Raw genomic sequence first — 20362 nt, 5'->3', positions numbered from 1 at the left:
GTTATTCCTCCTTGCCGGCCTCTGCCGCCTTCTTGGCTGCGTCTGCCTCGGCCTTGGTCACTTCATCGCCAATGACGTCGGCTGCCCTCAAGGATTCGGCGCGCTTGTCGTCGACCTCGACGATGTCGCCCGGCAGAATTTCTTCGCCGGTCACACGGTCGACGAACATGTTGGTCACGCGGAATTGTTTCTTTGCCATCACGTTCACCCTTTCCTGAGAAATAGAAAGGGGCCTTGCGGCCCCGCTGACTTATGCGGACGGTGCGCCCAGAACAACGTAAGGGCTTGCCGTCGTCACGCCGTCTTCGAGCGTGAGCGGCGTCTCAACCCACGGCTTGCCGTCGACGTTCCAGAAGCACTTCACGACCGTCTTGTTGTTCAGGAACTCGACGTGCTCGGAAGCCACGATAAACGGGCCGGAGCCGTCTTTGATGAGGTAGTATGACAAATCGAGCAGCGCGACATCGCCGACTTGGCCGAGCGGACCCGTCTTGCCCGTGAACCGGATCGGAATGCCCATAAGCGTCGATGCGATGCCCTTCGTGGCGTCGCCCTGGATGAAGATGTAGTTGCCGTTCGGGTCTTGCAGCGTCATGATCTGCGGCAGTGCGCTTTGTGCGACCACCCAAACGGCGTTTTCTACCGCATCCGGCAAGAACCGGGCGCGCATCGCGACCAGATCCAAATAGCTGATCTTGTTCGCCATCGCGCGGTTGATGACGATGCGGCCGGCCGCATTGATGGCGCCATAAGGCTTGCCCGTACCGTTGCCCTTCAGGAAAGCCAGGTCTTCCGCTGCGACCATGGCTTGCGAAAGCAGGTTACGGATGAACGCGGAAGCCGCCCCCCAGTTGCGCAGCAGTTTGTCGGTCACGACGATGTGCGCGGCTGCTTCGTGCGGCTCGAGGGTGACTTCTCCGAGCTCCGCGTTCGTCTTCGGCTTGGCGCCGCCTTCTGCGATCCACGATACCGCCGCGCCGCCGTAGACGCCGGACGTGCCTTGGATAAACGACGGAATCGTGATCTTGGCATCAGGCGGCGAACCGGCCGGGATGACCTGTGCCCGCGGACGAACAATCGATTGCTCGGAGCGCAGACGCAGCAGGTCTTCGCGGAACTGTTCAGGCACCGCGAATCCGCCTTCGGAGCCCGTGCCCATGGACAAGTCGTTGCGGATGGCCTGGAGACGGCCTTTGTCGTCGCCGAAGCGAACAGCATTCACGAACTCGCCGAAGGAGTCGAACCCGTAATTCTCCTTCTTGTCCGACGGCGCGGCACCAGGCAGCGCGGCGCGGAAAGGGCGTTCTTCCGTTTCGTCGAGATCCTTGGAACGAGCAGCGAAGTTCGCCTCGCGGCCGTTTTGCTTCTTCTTCGCCTCGATCTTGTTTTCGAGGTCGCCGATTTCGCCGTCCAGCTTTTCGAACTCGGTTTCCTCCTCGGCCGTCAGTTCCCGTCCTTCGTCCTTGGCAGCCTTCAGGATCTCCCCTTGGCGGTTCAGCTTGGCCGCGCGGGCCTGGAGCATTTGTTGGAGCGTCATTGAACATACTTCCTTTCGTTATGGGAGTGAATGCGTTGATATAAAGAAAGCGGCGCCTTGGGCGTCCGCTGTGCTTCTGGTGTTTTGCTTTTCGGTGTGGGCTGATCGAGCGCCCCATTGAGCTTCGCCGCCATCAACTCGTTACGCACCTTGTCGATGACTGCTCGCGGCAGCATTTGAGGGCCGCCGGCGCTCGCGACCATGGACAGCGCCTTTTGGTCATCGAACATGATGCCGTTAACGAATTTTTGTTCGAGCGCTTGTTGCGCATTCAGCCACGTTTCCTTGTTCATCATCCGCAGCAGCTCGTCCAAAGGCATTCCGCTTTTAAGGGCGTAGGCATTGGCTATCGACGTGTTGTAATTCTTCAGCACTTCGGCTTCGTGGGCCATGTCCCGATAATCGCCCATCGCAAACGACGATACGTTATGAATCATGATTTGCGCCGTCGGGGCAATGAGTAAATTCTTGAGCCCCATTGCCGCCACACTGGCCGCGCTGGCCGCGATGCCGACAATCTTCCCCGTCGTCTCTCCGCTGTACTCCTGAAACGACGTATAAATCTCGGAGCCTGCATACACGTCGCCGCCCGGGGAGTTGATATAGACTTCCACCGGCTCGCCGCCTGCCTGCTCCAACTGCTCGACAACGCGATTCGGGCTCGTCGCCTCAACGCCGAACCATTCGTAAATCTCGATATCGTCATTGGATACGATAACGCCCTTTAAATTCACCTTCGGCATGCTTATTTTCCACCCCCTTTCGCGGGCTCAGTAGGATCGTTCAGGCTGCCAGCTTCGTCGGTCGGAACCATGTTGCCGTTTACGAGATAGCGCTCGCCGCTGCCGTCTTCAATCGGGTTCATCTCTTCCATCTCGCGCCACTCGTCCGCGTTGATGACGCCGTTCTGACGCTGGATGTTTAGCCCCTCTTGACGGCTCTTGTAGTCGCCACGCTGCAGCCCGTCAAGATTGAACTTCACATAATAGCCGGCCGCTCGCTCCTCCGGCGTGAAAAGCTTCATGTTGCATGCCTGCTCGATCCGGGTCAGGTACGGCAGCAACGAAAACTGAATGAATTCCAAGTTCTGCTGCTCGATGTTGTTGTTCGTGCTGCGCTCAAGGTTCGCGATCATGTGTGGCGGCACGCGAAAGAGGCCGCATAGCTCATCCCGGTTGAGCTTCCGTGTCTCGATGAACTGCGCATCGACGAACGTCAGCGGGAACCGGGCGAACTTGCCGCCCTCTTCCAGAATAATCGGTTTCCATGAGTTGGCGAGCCCTTCGCCCTTTTCTTCGATCCATGCTTTAAGTCGGTTATAGGCATCCTCTGACATCGCATTCGGAAACTCGACCGCGCTGCCGATGTTCATCCCGTTCCCGTAGAATCGAGCCGTGAATTCCGACGCCGCCATGCCGAGCCCGACAGCTTCACGCGCCATTTGGATCGGCGAATAACCCATGAGGCCGTCGAACCCGAACCCTGGCACGTGAAGCACTTTCTCCGAAGGCAGCGTCTCGACTTTGCCGCGGTCGTTGAGATCGTACTCGAGCGCATTCGTCAGCTTGTTGCGGACCGGCCTGCAGTCATACCATGGGACCGGGTAAAGCTCGGCGACCTGCCCGCGACGGTTTAGCGTCTTAATCGAATAGCAGTTCCCCGAGCTCGCGAGCTGCCCGACCTGACTTTCCCGCCAGCTTTGGGAGGTCATTTCGTCATTCGGCGCATCATGCAGCAATGCAAAAACCGGATGGTCCTCTGCCCTGTCCTGCCCTTTGCCGTTGCTCCTCCGCTTATAAACGTGCAGCGGCAGCGCGCCGACGCCTTCGGCTAGTACCCGAATGCAGCTAAAAACGGTGATGAACCGCATTGCCGAGTCCTCGCTGACCGATACGCCCGAGAGCGTGCTCCCGCGCCCTCGCATGAATAGCGAGCGCTCGAAGTCCTCCAGGGAATACGCTGACTTTCCTCCGCTGACTAACCTTGAAATAACACCCATCAGCCTGACCTCCTCCGCGGCAGCCCAAGCCACATCAGCAGCCCGCCGCCAATGATGAGGGCCGCAGGCGGATAGATCCACCAAATGCCCGCTACGAAGGCACTAAAACCAGCTACCAAAAAGCTTTCGCGTACTGCCTCATCCTTCTGGTCTTTGCTCAAAGCTGTCTCACCCCTCGCGTTTCGTATGTGGACCGCTTGTCCTTGTTCGCCATCGTCAGTTTGTGCGCGTCGATGATGGCGTCGACCGGGTCAATCCGCTTCGTCTTGGCGTGCTTCTCGATCTTGATTTCACCGAAGCTGTTACTAACCGTCTTGGCGTGCGCCATCGACCAGGTCAGGAGCTTATTGCGCCGGTCGTATATGACGTTCCGCGCCTCCGTCTCGAGCCGGAAGTCGATGGTCGCGTCGTTTAGGCTCTTGGCCGATTGGACGATCTCGACACAATCGACGCCGAACTCTTCCAGGTCAGACAAAAAGGCATCCGCGTTGTGTGGATCGTACGCGATGCCCTTCAGCTTCAGGTTATATTTTTTGATGAGATCCCGGTAATACCGGATAATGTACTTGTAATCTGTTTTGACCCCGCCCATGGTCTCCGTGACCGTCAGCAGCTTGTCAGCGAGCCACATGTCATAAGGCGCGTTGTCCGTCTTGACGTGCTCAGCGAGCCGCGCCGCCGGGATGAAGCTGTGCGAGTCGATGAAATATTTCCGCTCTCCGTCCACTTCGAAGGGGAATTCGAGTGCGCCGGAGGTCAAGTCTCCACCGCTCGAAAGGTCAAGCCCGAGATAGCATTCACGGCCGGCCATGTCTTCAATCGTCGTATCGCTGGCACAATCTTTCCAATGGGCCATGTCCATGTAGCCGTTCTCTGTGAACTGCACCCACCGGTTGAGCCCCTTCGTCAGGAAGTCCCGCAGCTCCTCGCCCTGCATGGCCTTTGCTTTGATCGCGTCGGCCCGCAGGCTCAAGAGCGTTTCTTCGGTCCAAAGTGGTGACGCCTTCGGCCAATTCGCCTCGTCCCAAATGTCGTCATCTTTGTCGAGCTCGCAGATAAAGACAAATTGCGTCTCGTCGTCGTGGACGCCTTGAAGGATCATCTTGCAATAGTTGTAAAGCTCGTAACACGGCGAGTTGAGATCGAAGCCGGCCGTCGTAATAACTGACGTTAGGCATTGCTTCAGCTTCTTCTGTCCGCCCGTCAGCAGCTTGTACATCTGGTTCGTCTTGTGCTTGTGGAACTCGTCAACGCTGGCGAAGTACGGGCGGAAACCATCGATCGTATCCGTGTCCCGCCCGAGCGCCCGGATCTCTCCGCGGCTCGAATTGCACTCGATGGTGCTCTTGTATTCCTTGATCGTGAAGAAACCATCTTCGTATTCGTTCCCGCCGAGTTCTTCGTCAGCATTGATGAATTTAAAGCACTCTTTCAAAACGATCCGCGCCTGCGCTTCCTTCGTGGCCGTGCAATAAATCTGCGGGTACATGTAGCCGTCGAAATTGCCGTAATATAGCGACGGGACCGCGTTCCCGATTGACTTGCCATTCTGCCGGGCGACCTGGACGTATGAGGTGCGGAATCGGCGATAGCCATCCAGTGTCCGCCAGCCGTGCCAGCTCCCGAAAATGAAGTCTTGGAATCCAGCCAGCCGTAACGGCTGCTCCTCTTCACCCTCGGCGAGCATCAAGGATTCGGCGAATTCGATGAGCTCATGCGCGCGGTCCGGATCGAACACGAACGGGAATTCCTCAGTGCCCTGCCTGTCCAGATCGCGCATGTGCCTCTCGCAGGCTTGGCGCTCCGTCTCGCCCGCGATGATCTTGCCCGCTATTACCTGTAGGGCGAACGCTGTGACGCGGTCATGCTCGGCGACCACGCCGTACGGATACCTATCCACCACGGCCGCCCCCCGCGGCCCCTCCGAAGCGTCCGAACTTGCTCGGCGCCTTCTCTTCCTTCTTCGGCTTCGGCACGTTTTTGATCTTGGCGAGCGGATTCAGGAATAACCGGTCTTGCAGCTTCAGCAGCATGTCCATCTTCTTGTTGATGGCCGTTTCGATCTTCAGGGCGCCGTCAAGGCTGGCGAGCTGCGAGAGGTACTTCAGCGCCTTGTACCCGGCGCCGTCGACGTCTTCGGCTTGATCCAGATAATCGGAGAGCACGTCCTCGTCGATCTGAATGCGGTCGATCTGCTGATAGCGCTCCTGCAGCCGCTCGTATTCGCTGTACGTCTTGCAGTAAAGCGCAAGCGCGCCGATGTCGGAACTCGACAGCAGGTCAACGCCTTGCTCAGAAGCGCTCTTGTATTTCTTGATCAAGTCGTTCCAAAGCTTGGCCGCGGTCTTGTCCTTTGAAACGAACGCGGGCTTTTTCAGCTTCTCAAGCTCATGCTTGCCGAGCTTTACTTCGCCTTCCTGGCGCTCCCTGATCTCGGCTTTGGTCAGGTGCTTCCGGCCGTTCGCCTGGATAACGTCTATGGGCTGCGCGTTCTTTGGCACCTGATCCACCTCCTAAAATTTTGATTGGGGAGTTTTTACGCGCAAACAGGCCGACGCGGTCAACGGGGCAAAAGGTCGGAAGGATGTGACTCCCCCTCCCCTTCTTCTGTCAGGTCGCGCGGCTGCCATGAACGCGGCTCGCCGTTCAAGCTTTGAAGATCGATCTTGCTCGACTTCGCTCGTTCCGTTACCCGCCAGCGCGGCGGCCGTGGATAAATATCGTCATCTGGTTTGCCGAGTGTATCAATCGTGTACTCTTTCCCGAGCAGTTCGAGAGCTTCGATTGTTTTGTTCAGTTCTTGGGCATTACGAATATTGTACACGTCATGTCCGATTGCCATTTCCCCATCCTCCGTCCTCTCGCGCCGTCTTAGCGCTATGACATGCCTTACATAGTCCTTGCCAGTTGTTCCTATCCCAAAAGAGCTTCATGTCTCCGCGATGGGGCTTGATGTGATCGAGATCAGTTGCAGCGTTCAGGCGGCCGTTACGTTCGCATATGACGCATAGCGGGTACTTCAGCAGCCACGCCGCCCGCGCCTTCCGCCATGCCGATCCATAGCCGCGCTGTGCCGATGTGCCTCGGTCCTTCTCAGCTTGGACGGGAGCCCTCGCATGCGCCTCGCAATATCCGCCCGTCGTCAGCGTCGTGCATCCAGTCTTGGGGCAGAACTTTTTCAATGCCATGCGCTCACCTCGTCGGTCTATAAAAGAACCGAGACGCGATATGCGACCCGGTTCCGGTTATGTGCTCCTACTTATATAGCGCGAATGCATGACGACTGCATGACATAAATCCTCAAATCACTTGCTGCTGTAGGGCTTCCGGGATTTTTGCTTTAGCACGCATGATGTTGTGTTGCACGGTGCTGCGCGATAAACGGAGCTGCGCCCCGATCTGTGCGAAGCTCATCCCGTGCGCCATGTGCAGCAGGTAGCATTCCCGCTCCCGCTCCGTCATCCGCAGCAGCACCCGGACAATGGCCTTCTTCTGCTCATCCGTCAATTCGATCTCATCATAGTTCAGATCAAGCGACGGAAATAGATCCATGTTGAGCAGCACGGATCGCTTGTAAGCGTCCTTTGCGTCCACCCCGCGGCGCCCACCCGGCCGGCGGCCGCTCCGCATCCACTCGACGGCATATCGCATGTCGGATATCATGCCGTCGATGATGGTCAATTCTTCCCGCTGTCGGTCCGTTTGGTGCTTGGGATGGAGGAGAGAAGCCCGATACTTCTCCAGCATGCGCCGCCCCTCGTTGTACTCTTTGATTCGCTCTTCGACCCAGGTTGTCATATCCTCGCTCCTTCCCGCTTCTGGTTGGCTTATTTGATTCGGATCGTCCTGGGCTTGTGGTCATCGAATGTAATCTTGCCGATGTCCCGGAGGTGGTGGACATAACGATGGACGTTGCCTGAAAGTCCGACGCCTACGCCGGCGGCTATTTCGCGAAGCGTGGGTGCATATCCGTGTTGCGCGATAAAGGATCGGATGAATTCGAGGATTGCGGCTTGTCTGGTCATTGGCTGTTCCTCCCGCTTCGGTCTGGCTAGTCTCCGACGAATCTGGTCCGGCTCTCCTCGACGCGGAGGAGATCTACTTTTGATGCGGTGATGTGTATTTCGTGGCGCTTTACTTCGGCGTGGCAGTCCGGGAACATGTTTTCGAGATACTTGTCCACGTTTGCGATGACGACGGTCCCTTTGTCTTGGCCGTTGAGATAGACTTGATAGGCCGGCGGCGAATTGAGCATCTGTCGTAGTGGCCAGCTTGCATGAGCCGTTGATTGTTGTTCGCTGCTCATAGCCCCATCTCCTCAATTGCCTTAACTTGCGCGGCGTTCATTCCTTCTCCCCCTGTTCCATATGAAACTGCTCAGTATTAAGCCCGTATTGCATATAAAATAAGAACGGCGGTTGACGATGAATAATTATGACTTACTCTTTGTGTTTGGAAGACATTCACATTACGATTACAACGGGACTACTTTTGACATCGTAATGCTTTGGCTCGCTATAACTTTTCTGTCTTGGGTAGGGTGGTATTTAATTCATTCGTTCACCGTTTCAAAGTGGATCAGTAAAGTGTTTTTGATGGTAATCATCCTTATTTCTCTATCTGTTGGACTTCATATGATTTTCTTTACAAATTATTGGAGGAGCTAACCCCCTAATTCGTATCTTCCTGCTCTGTGCTGGGGTCCGCGCAATCTGTGCAGAATTTACGATGATGCCCGCAGTCCTCGCACGGTTTGAGCCTGTTCGCCTCGTACTCGCATCCCATATGGTAAGGTGTACGGGTTCCGTCGGCCTCCAGGCGTCCGATCTGCGCATGATCGAGCGGCACGACATAATTGCAGACTCCACATGTTTGCCCATCCAGCATCAACCGCGTCGAGCTGATACTTGGTCCGGACTGGTCGTCCTCTGTGCTATTGATGCCGGGTATGGTGATGCCGAGCGCATCGAGAGTCTTACGAATTCCATATCGCCGCGAAAGGTAGTAGTCCGGGTCAGCGGTGTATTGCGCGATACGTCCATTTTCTTCCCACAGCTCCCACACACGTTGAACTCCGCTTGGCTGTATGTCCGTCTGGGAGAGGGCTTGAGCGGCGATGTGTTTGACCAAAGTCTTATACGTATCCGGGTCATCTATCTCAAGCGCATCTATCCTCTTAATCGCCTCCCGGTATCCCTGTACCGGGGTAGTGGGTGGGGTGGACGACAAGCGCGCAATCAGCTCCGATATCTCGCTTTCTGTCGGGCATCCGTAATTCTTGAAGTTGATATGGCCCCTGTTCATCAGCAGCGACAGCATCGATATCGCACTCTTAACTGCATCCGTCATGATTGGGGGTCACTCTCCTTCATTCTATTGACTATTCCGATCGGCTTGCGCCCGTCCTTAGATGTGCCTTCGAGGAGCTCTTTGGCGATCTTGGATGTGCCTTCGAGGAACGCTTTGGCGATCTCGGGTCCGTTTTTTTTGGCGAGGTATTCGGTCACATCGCCAGCAGATGACCCCGGGTCGTATCCGAAGCTGTATTCATTCGCCTGCTGCTGCGCCGCGTTCATCTTGCTATTCAGCCGCAATTCGGCAGCCAGGGCGACCATGAGGCCGCGCTCCTGGTCGTACAGCGGCGGGAAGCCGGCGTCGAATAGGGCGACGTGTTCTTCAAGGTTTGCAGCGACTTCGTTTTCGTCGACAATGATTGCCGGCGTCGTTGGAGATGGGCGGACGGCCCAAACGTTGTCGCCTTCGCTGCGAAGGTACTCCCATGTGCCGAGCTTGAATAGTGCCGGTCCGTCCAGATTCTCGCGTTCTTCGCTCATGGCTATTTCTCTCCTATCCATTGGATGATGATGGCGTGTAGCTCGGGCGGTATTGGTGCGCCCCATTCGGCGGAAGCGATGTCCGCGGGCGTCGTGCAGAGTATTGCGGCCGTCTCCGGGTATCCGAGATCGTGCTTCATGCGGCGTTGGATGAATTGGGTGCGCTGCTCGGGTGTCAGCTTCTTGCCCGCTTCGGGTCCGGTCACGACGGCACCCGCTTCTTCATCTCCCGCAAGATCGAGTATGCGACGGCGAGGGCGTCCCCCATCGCGTACGCTTCCGGCAGCTTACGGGAATATTTGTGATAAAGCTCCGGCTCGGCGAAGTAGAGAGAATTCATGATTTCATCGCGGCCCGTCAGATGTTTGCCGAAAAGGTTCTCGTTGTAATCGGCTTGAGCGGCGCGGTGATTACGGAGCAGCCACCAGACATTCATGATATGGCTTCGGTGCTGGCTTGCCGCGTACGTCTTGATGATCATAACGGCCATTGCGGGGTTATGTTCGGCCTTGGCATACAGGTCGTGTTTGAATTCCCGGCGGACCTTGTAGAATCTCCTTCTTCGCCTGCTCATGCCTTCACCCGCTCACGCAGATATCCCAGCTCGACGGCGAGCGCCCGGATGGCCTGCATGTCCTCTTCGGGGTATGCCCAATGCGGGCAATATAGGCCGCCGTATCCGTTGTTGTGGTTGGCGTCGTCGTCGCCGAAGATGTAGTCGCGGAAATCTTGCATTAGGCCCCATAGCGTCCCGCCAGAAGAAAAGGCACGCTGTTGGTCTTTCGTCTTGCCTTCTTGCCCAGGATCCATAATCATAGGGATGCCGGAATAATGGTCCGTGTACCAAAGGCGCCCGCCGGCCCAGTGAAAGGCGCTGTACCGATCGGCTCTTTTGTAATACAGGAAGCCCCGCCCCCGGCTGCCGATCTCGCGGATGAGTCGGTTCGCATTTTCAATTCGTTCGGGAGCGCGGAATGGTTCTTCGCCCCGCTTCGGCGCCGAGCTGCCTACCTTCCGAATGCGAATCAGCTTCAAATATTCCAGATAGGTCATTTCGTAGGCGTCGGAGACGGTAAGATATTCGTTGTATTTGGCCTTTCCTGCCGTCTCCGCGGTGCGAATGACCGTGTAGTCGGGATGGTCGTCGACGAAGTCGGGATAGATTATCTCGTAGACGTTGAGGACGATTGCGGCGTTATCCATCCGCCCGCTCCCCCATTGCGTCAAGGTCGCCCATTAGTTCCCGCTCCCAGCGATGTTTTTTGAATCCGCCGGAGTTCGCTAGCCATTGCTCAGACACCATGACCGATGCGCTATATCCGTTCGGACGTTCATAGGCAGCGGCGATAATGTACCCCTTCGGGCGGCTGCGTCCCTCGTCCCACATGGCATTTACTTCGATGAGTCCTTCGCTCATGCGATTAGGTGTCGGCCCGTTCTTCTGGTACTTCATTGCGAAAACGTCTACCGCCCCGCCGTCGTAAGATTCTTCCAGGACGACGAATTCGAGATTCGGGAATTTCTTTTTTAGGCGGTTCAGCTTCATTTCGGAGATTGCCATAGGTATTGCTCCCTTCGGGTTGTATTCAGAACGTGCGTTCCCCTGTATAATCGTGCTGGGAGGTGAACGCGATGTTTACGGAACGCGCCCAGGCTTTTCTTGATGGATTCGATCATGAGTCGGAATCTGGGGATATTGTGGATAGGTATAGGATTTTTGTGGATAACTTGGCATTAGGTGCCGATGCGGCGACGGCGGAAGTGGCGGGCTTTACTGCTATCGTGGACCAGCTCGCCGCTTCCGCACCTTAGAAAAGCCTCGGCTGCTGCATTGCGCTTTCGGCGCCAATCGGGTTAATCCATAGAACCTCTGTCCGGATGCGCCCCGCTTCGGCCTTTACTTGTCTGGTTTCACGCCTCCAATGCTTTAGCCGTTCGTCGTACAATGGGTGCGCGTATCCCGATAGCAGGACCGGACCGGGGTGCTTGTCCAGTACCTCCAAAAGTTCGGCGTGATCTTCGTCATTCATTTCATGCTTATACATCCGCTTGCTTCTTGTGGACAGTAGGTACGGCGGATCGCAGTAAACGATGACATCCGGCCGGGCGCAACGCTCGATCAACTTCGTTGCCGGCTGCCGTTCAATCTGCACCCCTTTCAGGCGTTCTGCTGTTTCGACAATGATGTCCGGCATGTCGCTCCATCGCTTTACGGCTGGCCGGTTCGGGCAATGTGAAATATCTACATTGTGTCGCCAACCGGTCCGGTCGCTCGTCTTCCCGCCTCTGGCCATCCAGCAGCGGACAAGAAATCGGCGCGCCCTCTCCAGCTCCGTCAGACCATCCCGCTCGTATGATTCGTAATATTCCTGCCTGGACCACGGTGTCCAACGGACCAGTTCGGCCAGTTCAGCCGGCTGCGACCGGATGACAGAGAAAAGGTTGGTCACGTCCTCGTCGATGTCGTTTATCGTCTCAAGCGAGGATGGCGGCTTATTGAAGAAGGTCGCCCCGGATCCGAAGTGCGATTCCATGTAGTGGTGAACCGGCATCGTCTGCATGATGGCTTCGAGGCGATCTCCGATCCATCCGTCGTACATGCTCCATTTACTGCCGGGATAGTGGAGGATGCGAGATGCGCTCACCTCTTCGCCCTCCTTGTCCGCTCCACTCCCGCAATCGAGACTTTACGCCCGGTGTTGACGTATTTCCTTCCTTCAAGCAAGATGCACTCACATGAGCTGCACTTAATGCCATATTCGCTTAGAATGGTCACCGTTACAGCTACCGAAGTGTTGCATTTATTGCACTTGACGATTCCGCCGTTCATGCCCATGCCTCCTCATGCGTCAAAAGTGGGGTGATCTGAAGGATGGCGCCTTCGTCGTTGTCTTCATGCAGGTAAACGTGCTTGCCGATCTTGATTTGCAATTCAGATGTATTGATCGTTTTAACGGCCTCTTCGACCCATTTGGCATTCAGGCAGACTCGGGCGCTCTCGCCCTCATATTCGCCAGCTTCCAGAACTTCCTCGACTCGGCCCGCTTCCCCCTTGCCCCACATGAGAATGCGGCCGGGCGCAGCGTCTATGAAAATGCGATTCTGCTTTTTTTCGCTTACCGCCTCAATGCGGTTGACGACTCCTAAAAGGTCGCTTGCTGTAATCCAGAACGTGGCTACCGGGGTCATGTTAAGGAGGGAATCCACCGGCGGATAATTTCCCTCCAGCGCCGTGGCGCAGATAATGGCGTCCGGCGTCGCAAAAGATACTTGATCCCGCTCCATGCCGACGTCCACCGTTGGGGCGTTCCCCAAAATCTTGGCTGCCTTCTCGATTCCCGTCGAATCGACGACAATTTGCATTTCGCTCGTCGTCTCGGCATCCGTGTAATACTTGGCGACGCGGTTGCGGTCGCATCCGGTAAACGACAAGCGCCCGTTATCGGACATGATTCGGATGCCAGCGAGAATCGGAAATTCATTGGTTTCTTCCTTCTTGGTCGCGAATGCCGTCTTGCTTACCAGATTGCGGAGCGTAGCGCCTGGAATGGATAAGGCCGTTTGTGGCTTGATTGGGTTGTAGGTGTACTCGTCCGCCGACATGCAGGAGATTTTGCATTTTGACTTGCCACAGGTGATATGTGCTTCCAGTCCTTTGACGTCGATAGTGATTTCGGCCGGCGGAAAGCTCTTGATGATCTTGACGAGCTTGTCGGCGGGGATGACGATGCTGCCGAGCCGGACAACGGTTACGTCTTCTTCAGGAATTCGGCGCTGGATGCTCAGGCCGACGCTAGAGCCGATGAGCTTAAGCCCGTTCTTGCTGGCGATGATGAGGATGCCCATAAGGGCGGGGATGTTGTTTTGCTTGTTGCTGACCGCTTCGTTTGCTTGCTCGAGCGGCGGCAATAGGCGGTTTTTAAGTATTTTGATGTGCAAGGCGTTCCGCCTCCCTCAATTTTTGGCTGTACTCCGCGAGCCATTCGCGGCCGGCGCTGGTGTAATCGGCGATATGATGGCACGTATGCGAATCCGTCGAGGGTCCGCACAGGATAACGATGTCTTGGGCGGTTACGCCCTCTTGTCCGTAGGTCCAGCGCCGGGCGGCGTGGGCAGCTTCCAGCGTCCAGGCTTCAAAACTGTTTCGGCCGCACATTTCGCATCGGGCGCCGGACCGTTCCCAAGCTTCCGCGTATGCCTCATCGCTGACCGCGCCGCGCTGCTTGGCCGTCTTGCTGCCGCGGTTATGGTTGACCCGCTTAGGTTTTTTGGCCTTTTTGTCCCATCCGAGCTGCTGGGTTTTTGTATATGCTGGCACCGTATTCCTCCCCTTTTGCCTTGATGGGATGGACCCACTCGCGGCGGCGTTGGCGCGGCGAGTTCATAGGCTTTTCAGCTCCGCGCGAGAGGCTGCGTCCGAGTTTTTGAAGCTGCTTCCCGACCGGACATTTTTTGTTGCAATACTGCTCGGCGTGTGCGACGCCGCTGCGCTGAACCTTGGCTCTGCGCGTCGGGCAGCCTTTGCAATTGGCGGACATGACGGCATTGATCTGCTTGAGCACTTCAGCGCGCGCCGCCACGGTGTGCCTCCACCGCAGCGGCCTCCGCTGCCGTCAGCCCCCAAACGTGATCTACGGCCGCCAGATAATCCAGCGGAACGCGGCCGGGCGTTACCTCGAATCCGTGCCGCTCCATGTCCGCAATATGAATGGACCTGCTGCCGCGGACGGATGACTGAGCCTTCCAGATCATTTCGAGCTTCACGAATGGAAGAAGGAAAACGGCGCGGTGCTCGGCGTACTCCACCAGAAGAAAGCTCGGAACATTGCCGATGTAGTGGGCTTTGCTCAGGTAGTCGAATTGGTGCTGCTGGAGCTTGTCCAACGGGAAGCGCGCGCCCTCCGCGATGGACTTGGCTTCGAAGGCAATCCCGCGCTGCCGATAAAATCCGTCGTAATCAACGGTCGATGCTTGCTGAAGGCAAGCTGTAACGCGGTTGCCGCGTGCGCTTAAAATCTTGACTGGCGTCGGGCGCTTGTTGATCAGCGCAATACCGGCGTTTTCGTATCGCATGTTGCAATGGTTTATCATGGCTTCAAAGGCGGCGCCTCGGTTGGCGTGACTGTGTCGCATGTCTGCTCCTCCTGTCCTGGGTTCGTTCCTATCTTTTTGCTTTCCGTCTGGCCCGAAGGCTCCCGCTTGGGTCGAGCGTCTGATAAATGATAGCGAGTGCGGCGGAAGCGATGCCGCCGGCTTCTTGCTTCTTTTCCTCCGGCTCCGTCGCGGTCAAGCATTTTCGCTCTTCGGCCTCATCGAGTTCGCGCAGCTCCTCTTCGAGCGTTTCGTATTTCGCCCGCCCACGGGCTCGCTGCACGTCGGTTAGTTCCGGCTTTTCCAGCGCTTCGGCTACACGGACCATTTCTGCGACAATCTCTTCCCGCGTCATGGCGGCCCGCTCCCCTTTCGCATCTTGAGATAAATCGCCCACCCGGTAATCTCGTTGAATTGCGGCTTGCACTCGGTCAGATCCCATCCTGGATACTTGCGTGACCAGTACAGCAGATTGTCGACCTCGTCCCGCGCCATCCTCTCGACCTGCCGGGCCGTGTATTTGTGGTCGTTGGTCCGGGATTCCGGCCTTTCGAGATTCTGCGAGCTGGACCAGCGCTTCTTCCTGTTCTTGCTTTTCATGAGATAACGCGCGAGGGCTTCGAGTCCGTATTCGTTCGGCTTCAGACGGTCAGCGTTCACGAGGCCGATACGGTCGCCCGTCTTCTGCCCCTTTTTCTTAGGCCGTCTCCAAAGGTCTTCGATTGCGTCTCGGTTCAATCCGCCGTTCATCACGATATGGTGGTGGATCCGGACCGGCTTGTCCGTGCCTTTTCCGTTGCTGTACTCCGTGATGATGATGTACTTTAGCGGCGAAAGCCCCTCCCGCTTCCTTCGATGTGCTATTCTCCGAAGGTAATTGGCAGCTTCCCGCTCCGCCTCCTCGATCGTCTCCGGAATCTTGGCATAGGTTGCGGTGACGTGCAGGTCATCCGCTCCAAAGTTCGTATTTACGAGCTGCGTAAAATACCGCTTGGCGTTTTTGTCGTTTAGGTTCCGCTGCTTCGGTGCGGACTCTTTCTTCTTTGCGCCCCTCCCCTTTGGCGTCCTCTTGCTGTCGGTCTGGTATATGTCCACTTCGAGGTATTGCTTTCCGCAGTAAATCTTCTTCTCTCGCACAAATCCCACGGCATCGTCCCCCGGCTGCATGGTGCCGTAAGGGGCGTATCTGTCCTGCCTATTGGCGATGGGTTGCCGTCCCCCCCGCCTACATTCTCCGTTGCTTGCATCGCAGGAAAGATAATACCCATTACAAGCCCGATAACGCCCGGCATAAGCGTTGTTTCTGCTTGTCCTTCGCCGCGATACCTGTTACAATAAATGTAAGTTGGTTTGTATCGCGAAATTACGCGGCCCGCCTCGGCTCTCACCCCGAGGACGGGCCTTTTTCATGCGCGTTTTTCTAATTGCTTTCGCTGGATTAAATTCTCGGCTTGGAGGATGCTTAGCTCAGTCTCCATGTCCTGCAGCTTCCAAGTTGTCATCCGCCAATGCAGGAAGTATCCGATAGCCGATCCGAGAAATGACGCGACGGCGACGGCGATCCAAGCGATAACGCTCATTTGATGCGGTGCAGGATATATTCGATTCCGTCTTCCCCCGGGGCTTCGTGGGCGATGTACCATTTCCCCGTTCCAAGCAGGTCGTTGACGACTTCCAGATCGCCGCAGCGGCGAATTTCCTTAACGCGGTTCAATTGATTGTTCATACTGGATCAGGCTCCTTATTTGGCGTATTTTAATTCTGCTTCCCGTTTTTGCGCTTCGAGCCATTTGATATATTCTGCTTTCTCAGCCCGCCGGGATCTTCCGATTTTGTAATTCGGGATCCCGCCAGCGGCAGGCGCCCTCTCAAAGAGGGCGTATACCGTGCTCTGGTGAACTCGTTGATGAGCGGCGATGTCCGGCGCTGTCAAGACGTCTGGCAATTCTTCAAGCTTCATGTCATCGCCTCCGAATAATTTTGATGTTCACTGGGAAGATATGAAGGAATCAATTCTTTTTGTTTCATATCTGAAACCTCAGTGCAAACGAAATACTCGTCAGAACTGATATTAAACTCTCTACAGATCTGCCGTATTTCTTCCAGTGAAAAATCTCCGCCAGTGCCGTTGATGTTCTGATTCAGTGCTGACGTGGATTTCCCAAGCAACAATGCGACTTTTTTTTGCTTGATCTCGTTCTCGGTCAAAAATGCCTTGAACTTGTAGTACGGAGTATGGCGTCTATTTTCTGCGTGCATGGAGTCACCTCCGTTTCTTTTATGAAACGCCCGTGCCCTGAGTATATTTGCGCAGAGTTTCAATGTCAATAACATTATTGCCTTATTTCTAAATTATCGTTGCTTTTATGAAACCATTATTGTACTATCTGTTTAGATCAATCTAAACTGTAAGGGGAATTAAGATGGGGTATTCATTTGGCGGCAAGCTGAAAGAACTGCGCAACCGCCGTGGTCTGTCGTTAGATGAACTTGCAGAAAAGGTGAACACAAAGTTCGGAACCACTATCAACAAAGGTATGATTTCCAAATGGGAGAACGACCTCGGCGAACCACGGCTTGAAACCGCCAAAGTCATTGCTCAATTTTTCGGCGTTACTTTGGACGAGCTCTTAGGCATTAATACATCAGATTCGCCAATAGAGACGATCGCTGCTCACCATGATGGCGATGAATGGACCGAAGAAGAATTAAAGGCTATTGAAGCTTTTAAGGAGCTAGTGAGATCTCAAAGACCTCGGGGGTAACAATGTCGACGACATACGAGTCTCTAAAGCTGGAAGCAGATTGTTACGGGATAGCCATTTTTGAAATATCTCTTCCAGGTCGCTTGAAGGGCGCATACACAAACAATGCAATCTGCATTAGCTCCTCCATTCCGACACAAACTGAAAAAACATGTGTACTTGCTGAGGAGCTTGGTCACCATCACACTTCTATCGGCAATATTTTAAATCAAAAGGATATTCGTAATCGAAAACAAGAGAAGCGAGCTCGTACCTGGGGTTACCTCAGGATGATTCATTTGAGCCATTTCATTAGCGCTCATTCCGCTGGAGTTCGTAATCGGTATGAGTTTGCTCAATTTATTGGGGTTACTGAAGATTTTTTAATTCAATCCCTATCGCGCTATCAGGAACTATATGGCTTGTTCACTACATTCGAGGGTCATATGATTCTTTTTAATCCACTTATGGTAATTGAACCAATCGAATCTTAAACTCGCCAATACCAGTCGCGAGGCTGTTCCTATACGCTCTAAACCGAACATACGTTCTTTAGAAGGGAGGATATTACAATGGCTTACATCAGGCGCCGCGGATGCAAATGCAAAAAAGAACTCGACGCGGACGGCAAGCCCAAGAAGAAAAAATGCACATGCGGGGCAAAGTGGTCCTATACGCTCGACATTGGAATTGACCCAACGACGGGCAAACGAAAACAAAAGACCGAAAGTGGTTTCAATACAAAAGAAGCCGCCACGCTGGCAGCCGCTGAAGTTCTGAAGAGTTTTAAGGGCGGAACCTATGTAGACGGAGGAAAGGAACTATTTCAGAAATGTGCGAAGGAATGGATGGAGCATTACAAAAACTCAGGCCGAGTGAAGGAAGGTACCATCTACCTTCGGCAATATGCTGTAGATAAGTGGATTGATGCATGGCCGTATTTCATGCTCAAAGATATCGAAACATATCATTACGAAGATGCTTTGCAAAGATTCAAGAATGAGGGATTGTCCAAGAGTACGCTTGTAGCAATACACACGGCGGGAAGAATGATTTTTAATTACGCTGTAGAGAGAAAGAAAATTGCGATAAACCCTACGGCTTCTGCGAAATTGCCATTATATGTGGGCACGGTTGAGGATTTGGAGAACGATCAGGCGAAAGTTAAATACTTAGAAAAAATTGAACTTAAGAAGTTTTTAGAAGCAGCAAAAGCGGAGAGTCCGACCGATCACTTTATCTTCTTCGTGCTTGCATATACAGGCATGAGAGTCGGAGAACTGGGTGCTTTGAAGTGGAAGGATCTCGATCCAGAAGCCGGGACACTTCGCATCAGAAAAACCCTATACAGCAGAGGCGATGCAAAGACCATTACACTACTTACGCCCAAAACCATAAAGTCTATACGCGATATACCGATCGAGGAAGAGGTCTTCGTCGAATTCGAAAAGCATAGGTCACATCAAAAGCAACTTATGATGAAATACCGGAAAACGTATTACGACGATGGATTTATCACTGTCAGAGAAACCGCTCGTTTTGCAGGTTATCCAATGAAAGATGCCGACATATTGAGACGGATGAAAGTCATTTTAAAGCGCGCGAACCTGAACGAGGATTTGACACCTCACAGCCTGCGTCACACTCACGCATCCTTGCTTGCTGAAGCTGGAGTCGGCCTGGAAGAAATAATGGAACGGCTCGGCCATGAAGACGATAAGACAACCAAGACGATTTATCTGCACATTACCAAGTCGCGCAAACGAACGGCGTCGAAGAAGTTTTCAGAGCTTATGAAGTCGGTTTAAACCAATGTGGTCAAAATGTGGTCAAGCGTCTCCAATACCTCGAATTTCCCCAGTAAAATAAAGCTTCCCAGCCAAAAGCAAATTATACCCAGTATAACTCACCACAGTCCTAACGTAAATCTCCAAAGCTAGTATTACAGTTCGATTACATGTACCTAACAAAACGACAATGTCCGTTGACGCCTTAGGACGTAAGCACTAAATTTAAATTATCAGATAATAATGCGCTTTCAGTGCTAGATTGATAGGAGGCGATCCCATGAGCACCACTGTCCTGACACCTATGCCTCTTCACGCCGGATCGCTTCACCTCGAAGAAGATTCTCCGCGCCTCACCGCCGCCCGACGTCTCGCCCGTATTTTCGGCGCCGTTACCGCTTCGCTCGCCTTCGCCGCCGTACTGATCGTCTTCGTACTCTACGGCTATATGAGCTGGCGTTTCACCCACCCGCCCGTCGCAGCGCTCAATACGAACCCGATGTCCGCCAAAGGTCTGCCCTACGCCGATGTCTCCTTCCCCGCCGCAGGCGGCGGTCGCGAGACCGACGGCTGGTGGATTCCCGCGCAGGCCGCCAGCGCCCGCACGGTCGTCCTCAGTCATGGCTTCGGCGCCAACCGGGAGGAATATTGGGTCCCGATGTACGATATCGCCGCCATGCTGCACAAGCAGAATTACAACGTGCTGATGTTCGATTACGGCTATGCGGACCCGACCGGCAGATCGGCCGCGACCTTCGGCATCGGCGAGTCGAAGCAGCTTATCGGCGCATTGGAATATGCGCGCGCAAAGGGCTCGAGCGAACTGATCGTCTGGGGCTTCTCCATGGGCGCCGGCACCGCGCTTCAAGCGGCCCTGCAGACGTCCCTGATCGACGGGATGATCCTCGACAGCACCTTCGTGACGAACGCGGATACGATCGCATACAACCTCAAGCAGTATGGCGCTTTGTCCTCCCGTTTGACGATGAACCTGCTCTCCCTCTTCACGCCCCTCTGGGCGGGCGTCAGGCTCGATCAGATTCCGTCCGACGAGATACAGAGCACGGCTTACAGCTTCCCCCTGCTGCTGATTCACGGCACGCGGGACGACAAAGCTCCTTACGAAATTTCCGAACGGATCGCCAAGTCGCAGACGAACGCGGACTCCTCCCTCTGGCTCGTCAAGGACGCGATACACGAGATGGTGTTCCGCACGCATCCCGAGGAATACGTCGCCCGCACCACCGCCTTCTTGCAGACCGTCGATACGGACCTCGCGGCGAGCCGCACTTCTAACATGGGCATGCTCGAGTCCGCCTGACCCTATTCGGCATGGGACAGCTCTCCCCCCGCATACGATGGGAACGAAG

32 protein-coding genes are annotated in these 20362 nt (G+C 54.9%); 5 read left to right on the top strand and 27 right to left on the bottom strand.

Annotation, left to right across the window (positions count from 1 at the left end):
- Nucleotide 1: 1 nt before the first annotated feature.
- The 17 genes from ACFSR7_RS15530 to ACFSR7_RS15450 all read right to left on the bottom strand — a co-directional run bounded on the left by ACFSR7_RS15530 (nucleotide 2) and on the right by ACFSR7_RS15450 (nucleotide 10931).
- Nucleotides 2–199, bottom strand: a complete 198-nt coding sequence (locus ACFSR7_RS15530; RefSeq protein WP_378163009.1) for a hypothetical protein — start codon at nucleotides 197–199, stop codon at nucleotides 2–4.
- Nucleotides 200–250: 51 nt separating this feature from the next.
- Nucleotides 251–1537 (bottom strand): phage major capsid protein, encoded by a 1287-nt coding sequence (locus tag ACFSR7_RS15525; RefSeq protein WP_378163007.1) that lies wholly within the window; start codon nucleotides 1535–1537, stop codon nucleotides 251–253.
- Entirely contained in the window at nucleotides 1534–2280 is a 747-nt protein-coding gene (locus ACFSR7_RS15520; protein WP_378163005.1) for a head maturation protease, ClpP-related, read from the bottom strand. Before ACFSR7_RS15520 ends, ACFSR7_RS15525 begins: the two co-directional genes overlap by 4 nt.
- A 2-nt stretch (nucleotides 2281–2282) precedes the next feature.
- Nucleotides 2283–3536: a phage portal protein gene (locus ACFSR7_RS15515; RefSeq protein ID WP_378163003.1), complete on the bottom strand. Its 1254-nt coding sequence runs from the start codon at nucleotides 3534–3536 to the stop codon at nucleotides 2283–2285.
- Between the two features lie 157 nt (nucleotides 3537–3693).
- Entirely contained in the window at nucleotides 3694–5436 is a 1743-nt protein-coding gene (locus ACFSR7_RS15510) for a terminase large subunit (RefSeq protein WP_378163001.1), read from the bottom strand.
- A complete protein-coding gene (locus ACFSR7_RS15505) occupies nucleotides 5429–6037 on the bottom strand; it encodes a terminase (RefSeq protein WP_378162999.1) in 609 nt (202 codons plus the stop codon). The genes ACFSR7_RS15510 and ACFSR7_RS15505 overlap by 8 nt, the downstream gene beginning before the upstream one ends.
- 59 nt (nucleotides 6038–6096) lie before the next feature.
- Entirely contained in the window at nucleotides 6097–6378 is a 282-nt protein-coding gene (locus tag ACFSR7_RS15500; RefSeq protein ID WP_378162997.1) for a hypothetical protein, read from the bottom strand.
- Nucleotides 6362–6724, bottom strand: a complete 363-nt coding sequence (locus ACFSR7_RS15495) for an HNH endonuclease signature motif containing protein (RefSeq protein ID WP_378162995.1) — start codon at nucleotides 6722–6724, stop codon at nucleotides 6362–6364. The genes ACFSR7_RS15500 and ACFSR7_RS15495 overlap by 17 nt, the downstream gene beginning before the upstream one ends.
- Before the next feature lie 112 nt (nucleotides 6725–6836).
- Nucleotides 6837–7334 carry a sigma factor-like helix-turn-helix DNA-binding protein gene (locus ACFSR7_RS15490; RefSeq protein ID WP_378162993.1) on the bottom strand — a complete coding sequence of 166 codons (498 nt, stop codon included), beginning with the start codon at nucleotides 7332–7334 and terminating at the stop codon, nucleotides 6837–6839.
- A gap of 29 nt (nucleotides 7335–7363) precedes the next feature.
- The gene (locus ACFSR7_RS15485) at nucleotides 7364–7561 is read right to left on the bottom strand and encodes a LexA family protein (RefSeq protein ID WP_378162991.1); all 198 of its coding nucleotides are present in this window, start codon (nucleotides 7559–7561) and stop codon (nucleotides 7364–7366) included.
- 26 nt (nucleotides 7562–7587) lie between these two features.
- Nucleotides 7588–7842: a hypothetical protein gene (locus ACFSR7_RS15480; RefSeq protein WP_378162989.1), complete on the bottom strand. Its 255-nt coding sequence runs from the start codon at nucleotides 7840–7842 to the stop codon at nucleotides 7588–7590.
- Between the two features lie 365 nt (nucleotides 7843–8207).
- Complete coding sequence (locus tag ACFSR7_RS15475; protein WP_378162987.1) at nucleotides 8208–8885, bottom strand: hypothetical protein; 678 nt, start codon at nucleotides 8883–8885, stop codon at nucleotides 8208–8210.
- Complete coding sequence (locus ACFSR7_RS15470) at nucleotides 8882–9370, bottom strand: hypothetical protein (protein WP_378162985.1); 489 nt, start codon at nucleotides 9368–9370, stop codon at nucleotides 8882–8884. Before ACFSR7_RS15470 ends, ACFSR7_RS15475 begins: the two co-directional genes overlap by 4 nt.
- A 2-nt stretch (nucleotides 9371–9372) precedes the next feature.
- Complete coding sequence (locus tag ACFSR7_RS15465) at nucleotides 9373–9576, bottom strand: hypothetical protein (protein ID WP_378162983.1); 204 nt, start codon at nucleotides 9574–9576, stop codon at nucleotides 9373–9375.
- The gene (locus tag ACFSR7_RS15460; protein WP_378162981.1) at nucleotides 9573–9944 is read right to left on the bottom strand and encodes a hypothetical protein; all 372 of its coding nucleotides are present in this window, start codon (nucleotides 9942–9944) and stop codon (nucleotides 9573–9575) included. The genes ACFSR7_RS15465 and ACFSR7_RS15460 overlap by 4 nt, the downstream gene beginning before the upstream one ends.
- Nucleotides 9941–10573, bottom strand: a complete 633-nt coding sequence (locus tag ACFSR7_RS15455) for a hypothetical protein (protein ID WP_378162979.1) — start codon at nucleotides 10571–10573, stop codon at nucleotides 9941–9943. Before ACFSR7_RS15455 ends, ACFSR7_RS15460 begins: the two co-directional genes overlap by 4 nt.
- On the bottom strand, nucleotides 10566–10931 hold the full coding sequence (locus ACFSR7_RS15450; RefSeq protein WP_378162977.1) for a hypothetical protein: 366 nt from the start codon (nucleotides 10929–10931) through the stop codon (nucleotides 10566–10568). Before ACFSR7_RS15450 ends, ACFSR7_RS15455 begins: the two co-directional genes overlap by 8 nt.
- Before the next feature lie 71 nt (nucleotides 10932–11002).
- Here ACFSR7_RS15450 and ACFSR7_RS15445 point away from each other — a divergent pair, with 71 nt between their 5' ends.
- Nucleotides 11003–11182, top strand: coding sequence for a hypothetical protein (locus tag ACFSR7_RS15445; protein WP_378162975.1), 180 nt, complete (start codon nucleotides 11003–11005; stop codon nucleotides 11180–11182).
- On the opposite strand, the gene ACFSR7_RS15440 is transcribed toward ACFSR7_RS15445, so the two are convergent.
- From ACFSR7_RS15440 to ACFSR7_RS15395, 10 genes are all read right to left on the bottom strand, one after another.
- Entirely contained in the window at nucleotides 11179–12015 is an 837-nt protein-coding gene (locus tag ACFSR7_RS15440; RefSeq protein ID WP_378162973.1) for a DNA adenine methylase, read from the bottom strand. The two genes, ACFSR7_RS15445 and ACFSR7_RS15440, sit on opposite strands and share 4 nt — an antisense overlap.
- A gap of 181 nt (nucleotides 12016–12196) precedes the next feature.
- Entirely contained in the window at nucleotides 12197–13279 is a 1083-nt protein-coding gene (gene dnaN, locus ACFSR7_RS15435) for a DNA polymerase III subunit beta (protein ID WP_378162971.1), read from the bottom strand.
- 10 nt (nucleotides 13280–13289) lie between these two features.
- Nucleotides 13290–13688, bottom strand: a complete 399-nt coding sequence (locus ACFSR7_RS15430) for a hypothetical protein (RefSeq protein WP_378162969.1) — start codon at nucleotides 13686–13688, stop codon at nucleotides 13290–13292.
- The gene (locus ACFSR7_RS15425; RefSeq protein WP_378162967.1) at nucleotides 13630–13950 is read right to left on the bottom strand and encodes a zinc-finger domain-containing protein; all 321 of its coding nucleotides are present in this window, start codon (nucleotides 13948–13950) and stop codon (nucleotides 13630–13632) included. The genes ACFSR7_RS15430 and ACFSR7_RS15425 overlap by 59 nt, the downstream gene beginning before the upstream one ends.
- A complete protein-coding gene (locus ACFSR7_RS15420) occupies nucleotides 13934–14503 on the bottom strand; it encodes a Holliday junction resolvase RecU (protein ID WP_378162965.1) in 570 nt (189 codons plus the stop codon). Before ACFSR7_RS15420 ends, ACFSR7_RS15425 begins: the two co-directional genes overlap by 17 nt.
- A gap of 28 nt (nucleotides 14504–14531) precedes the next feature.
- On the bottom strand, nucleotides 14532–14816 hold the full coding sequence (locus ACFSR7_RS15415; RefSeq protein ID WP_378162963.1) for a hypothetical protein: 285 nt from the start codon (nucleotides 14814–14816) through the stop codon (nucleotides 14532–14534).
- Nucleotides 14813–15607, bottom strand: a complete 795-nt coding sequence (locus ACFSR7_RS15410; protein WP_378162961.1) for a rolling circle replication-associated protein — start codon at nucleotides 15605–15607, stop codon at nucleotides 14813–14815. The genes ACFSR7_RS15415 and ACFSR7_RS15410 overlap by 4 nt, the downstream gene beginning before the upstream one ends.
- A 430-nt stretch (nucleotides 15608–16037) precedes the next feature.
- Nucleotides 16038–16187, bottom strand: coding sequence for a hypothetical protein (locus ACFSR7_RS15405; RefSeq protein WP_378162959.1), 150 nt, complete (start codon nucleotides 16185–16187; stop codon nucleotides 16038–16040).
- Between the two features lie 15 nt (nucleotides 16188–16202).
- Nucleotides 16203–16421, bottom strand: a complete 219-nt coding sequence (locus ACFSR7_RS15400) for a helix-turn-helix domain-containing protein (RefSeq protein ID WP_378162957.1) — start codon at nucleotides 16419–16421, stop codon at nucleotides 16203–16205.
- A complete protein-coding gene (locus ACFSR7_RS15395; protein ID WP_378162955.1) occupies nucleotides 16418–16720 on the bottom strand; it encodes a helix-turn-helix domain-containing protein in 303 nt (100 codons plus the stop codon). The genes ACFSR7_RS15400 and ACFSR7_RS15395 overlap by 4 nt, the downstream gene beginning before the upstream one ends.
- A 164-nt stretch (nucleotides 16721–16884) precedes the next feature.
- On the opposite strand from ACFSR7_RS15395, the gene ACFSR7_RS15390 reads away from it, so the two are divergent.
- The 4 genes from ACFSR7_RS15390 to ACFSR7_RS15375 all read left to right on the top strand — a co-directional run bounded on the left by ACFSR7_RS15390 (nucleotide 16885) and on the right by ACFSR7_RS15375 (nucleotide 20313).
- Complete coding sequence (locus tag ACFSR7_RS15390) at nucleotides 16885–17226, top strand: helix-turn-helix domain-containing protein (protein WP_378162953.1); 342 nt, start codon at nucleotides 16885–16887, stop codon at nucleotides 17224–17226.
- Nucleotides 17227–17228: 2 nt separating this feature from the next.
- The gene (locus tag ACFSR7_RS15385) at nucleotides 17229–17699 is read left to right on the top strand and encodes an ImmA/IrrE family metallo-endopeptidase (RefSeq protein WP_378162951.1); all 471 of its coding nucleotides are present in this window, start codon (nucleotides 17229–17231) and stop codon (nucleotides 17697–17699) included.
- Nucleotides 17700–17777: 78 nt separating this feature from the next.
- Nucleotides 17778–19013, top strand: a complete 1236-nt coding sequence (locus ACFSR7_RS15380; protein WP_378162949.1) for a site-specific integrase — start codon at nucleotides 17778–17780, stop codon at nucleotides 19011–19013.
- A 259-nt stretch (nucleotides 19014–19272) separates the two neighbouring features.
- Nucleotides 19273–20313: an alpha/beta hydrolase gene (locus ACFSR7_RS15375; RefSeq protein WP_378162947.1), complete on the top strand. Its 1041-nt coding sequence runs from the start codon at nucleotides 19273–19275 to the stop codon at nucleotides 20311–20313.
- The last annotated feature ends 49 nt before the right edge of the window (nucleotides 20314–20362 follow it).

The organism is Cohnella sp. GCM10020058, assembly GCF_042683485.1.
In the GTDB taxonomy this organism is placed as follows: Bacteria; Bacillota; Bacilli; order Paenibacillales; family Paenibacillaceae; genus Cohnella.
This window is presented reverse-complemented; position numbering and strand designations above follow the sequence as displayed.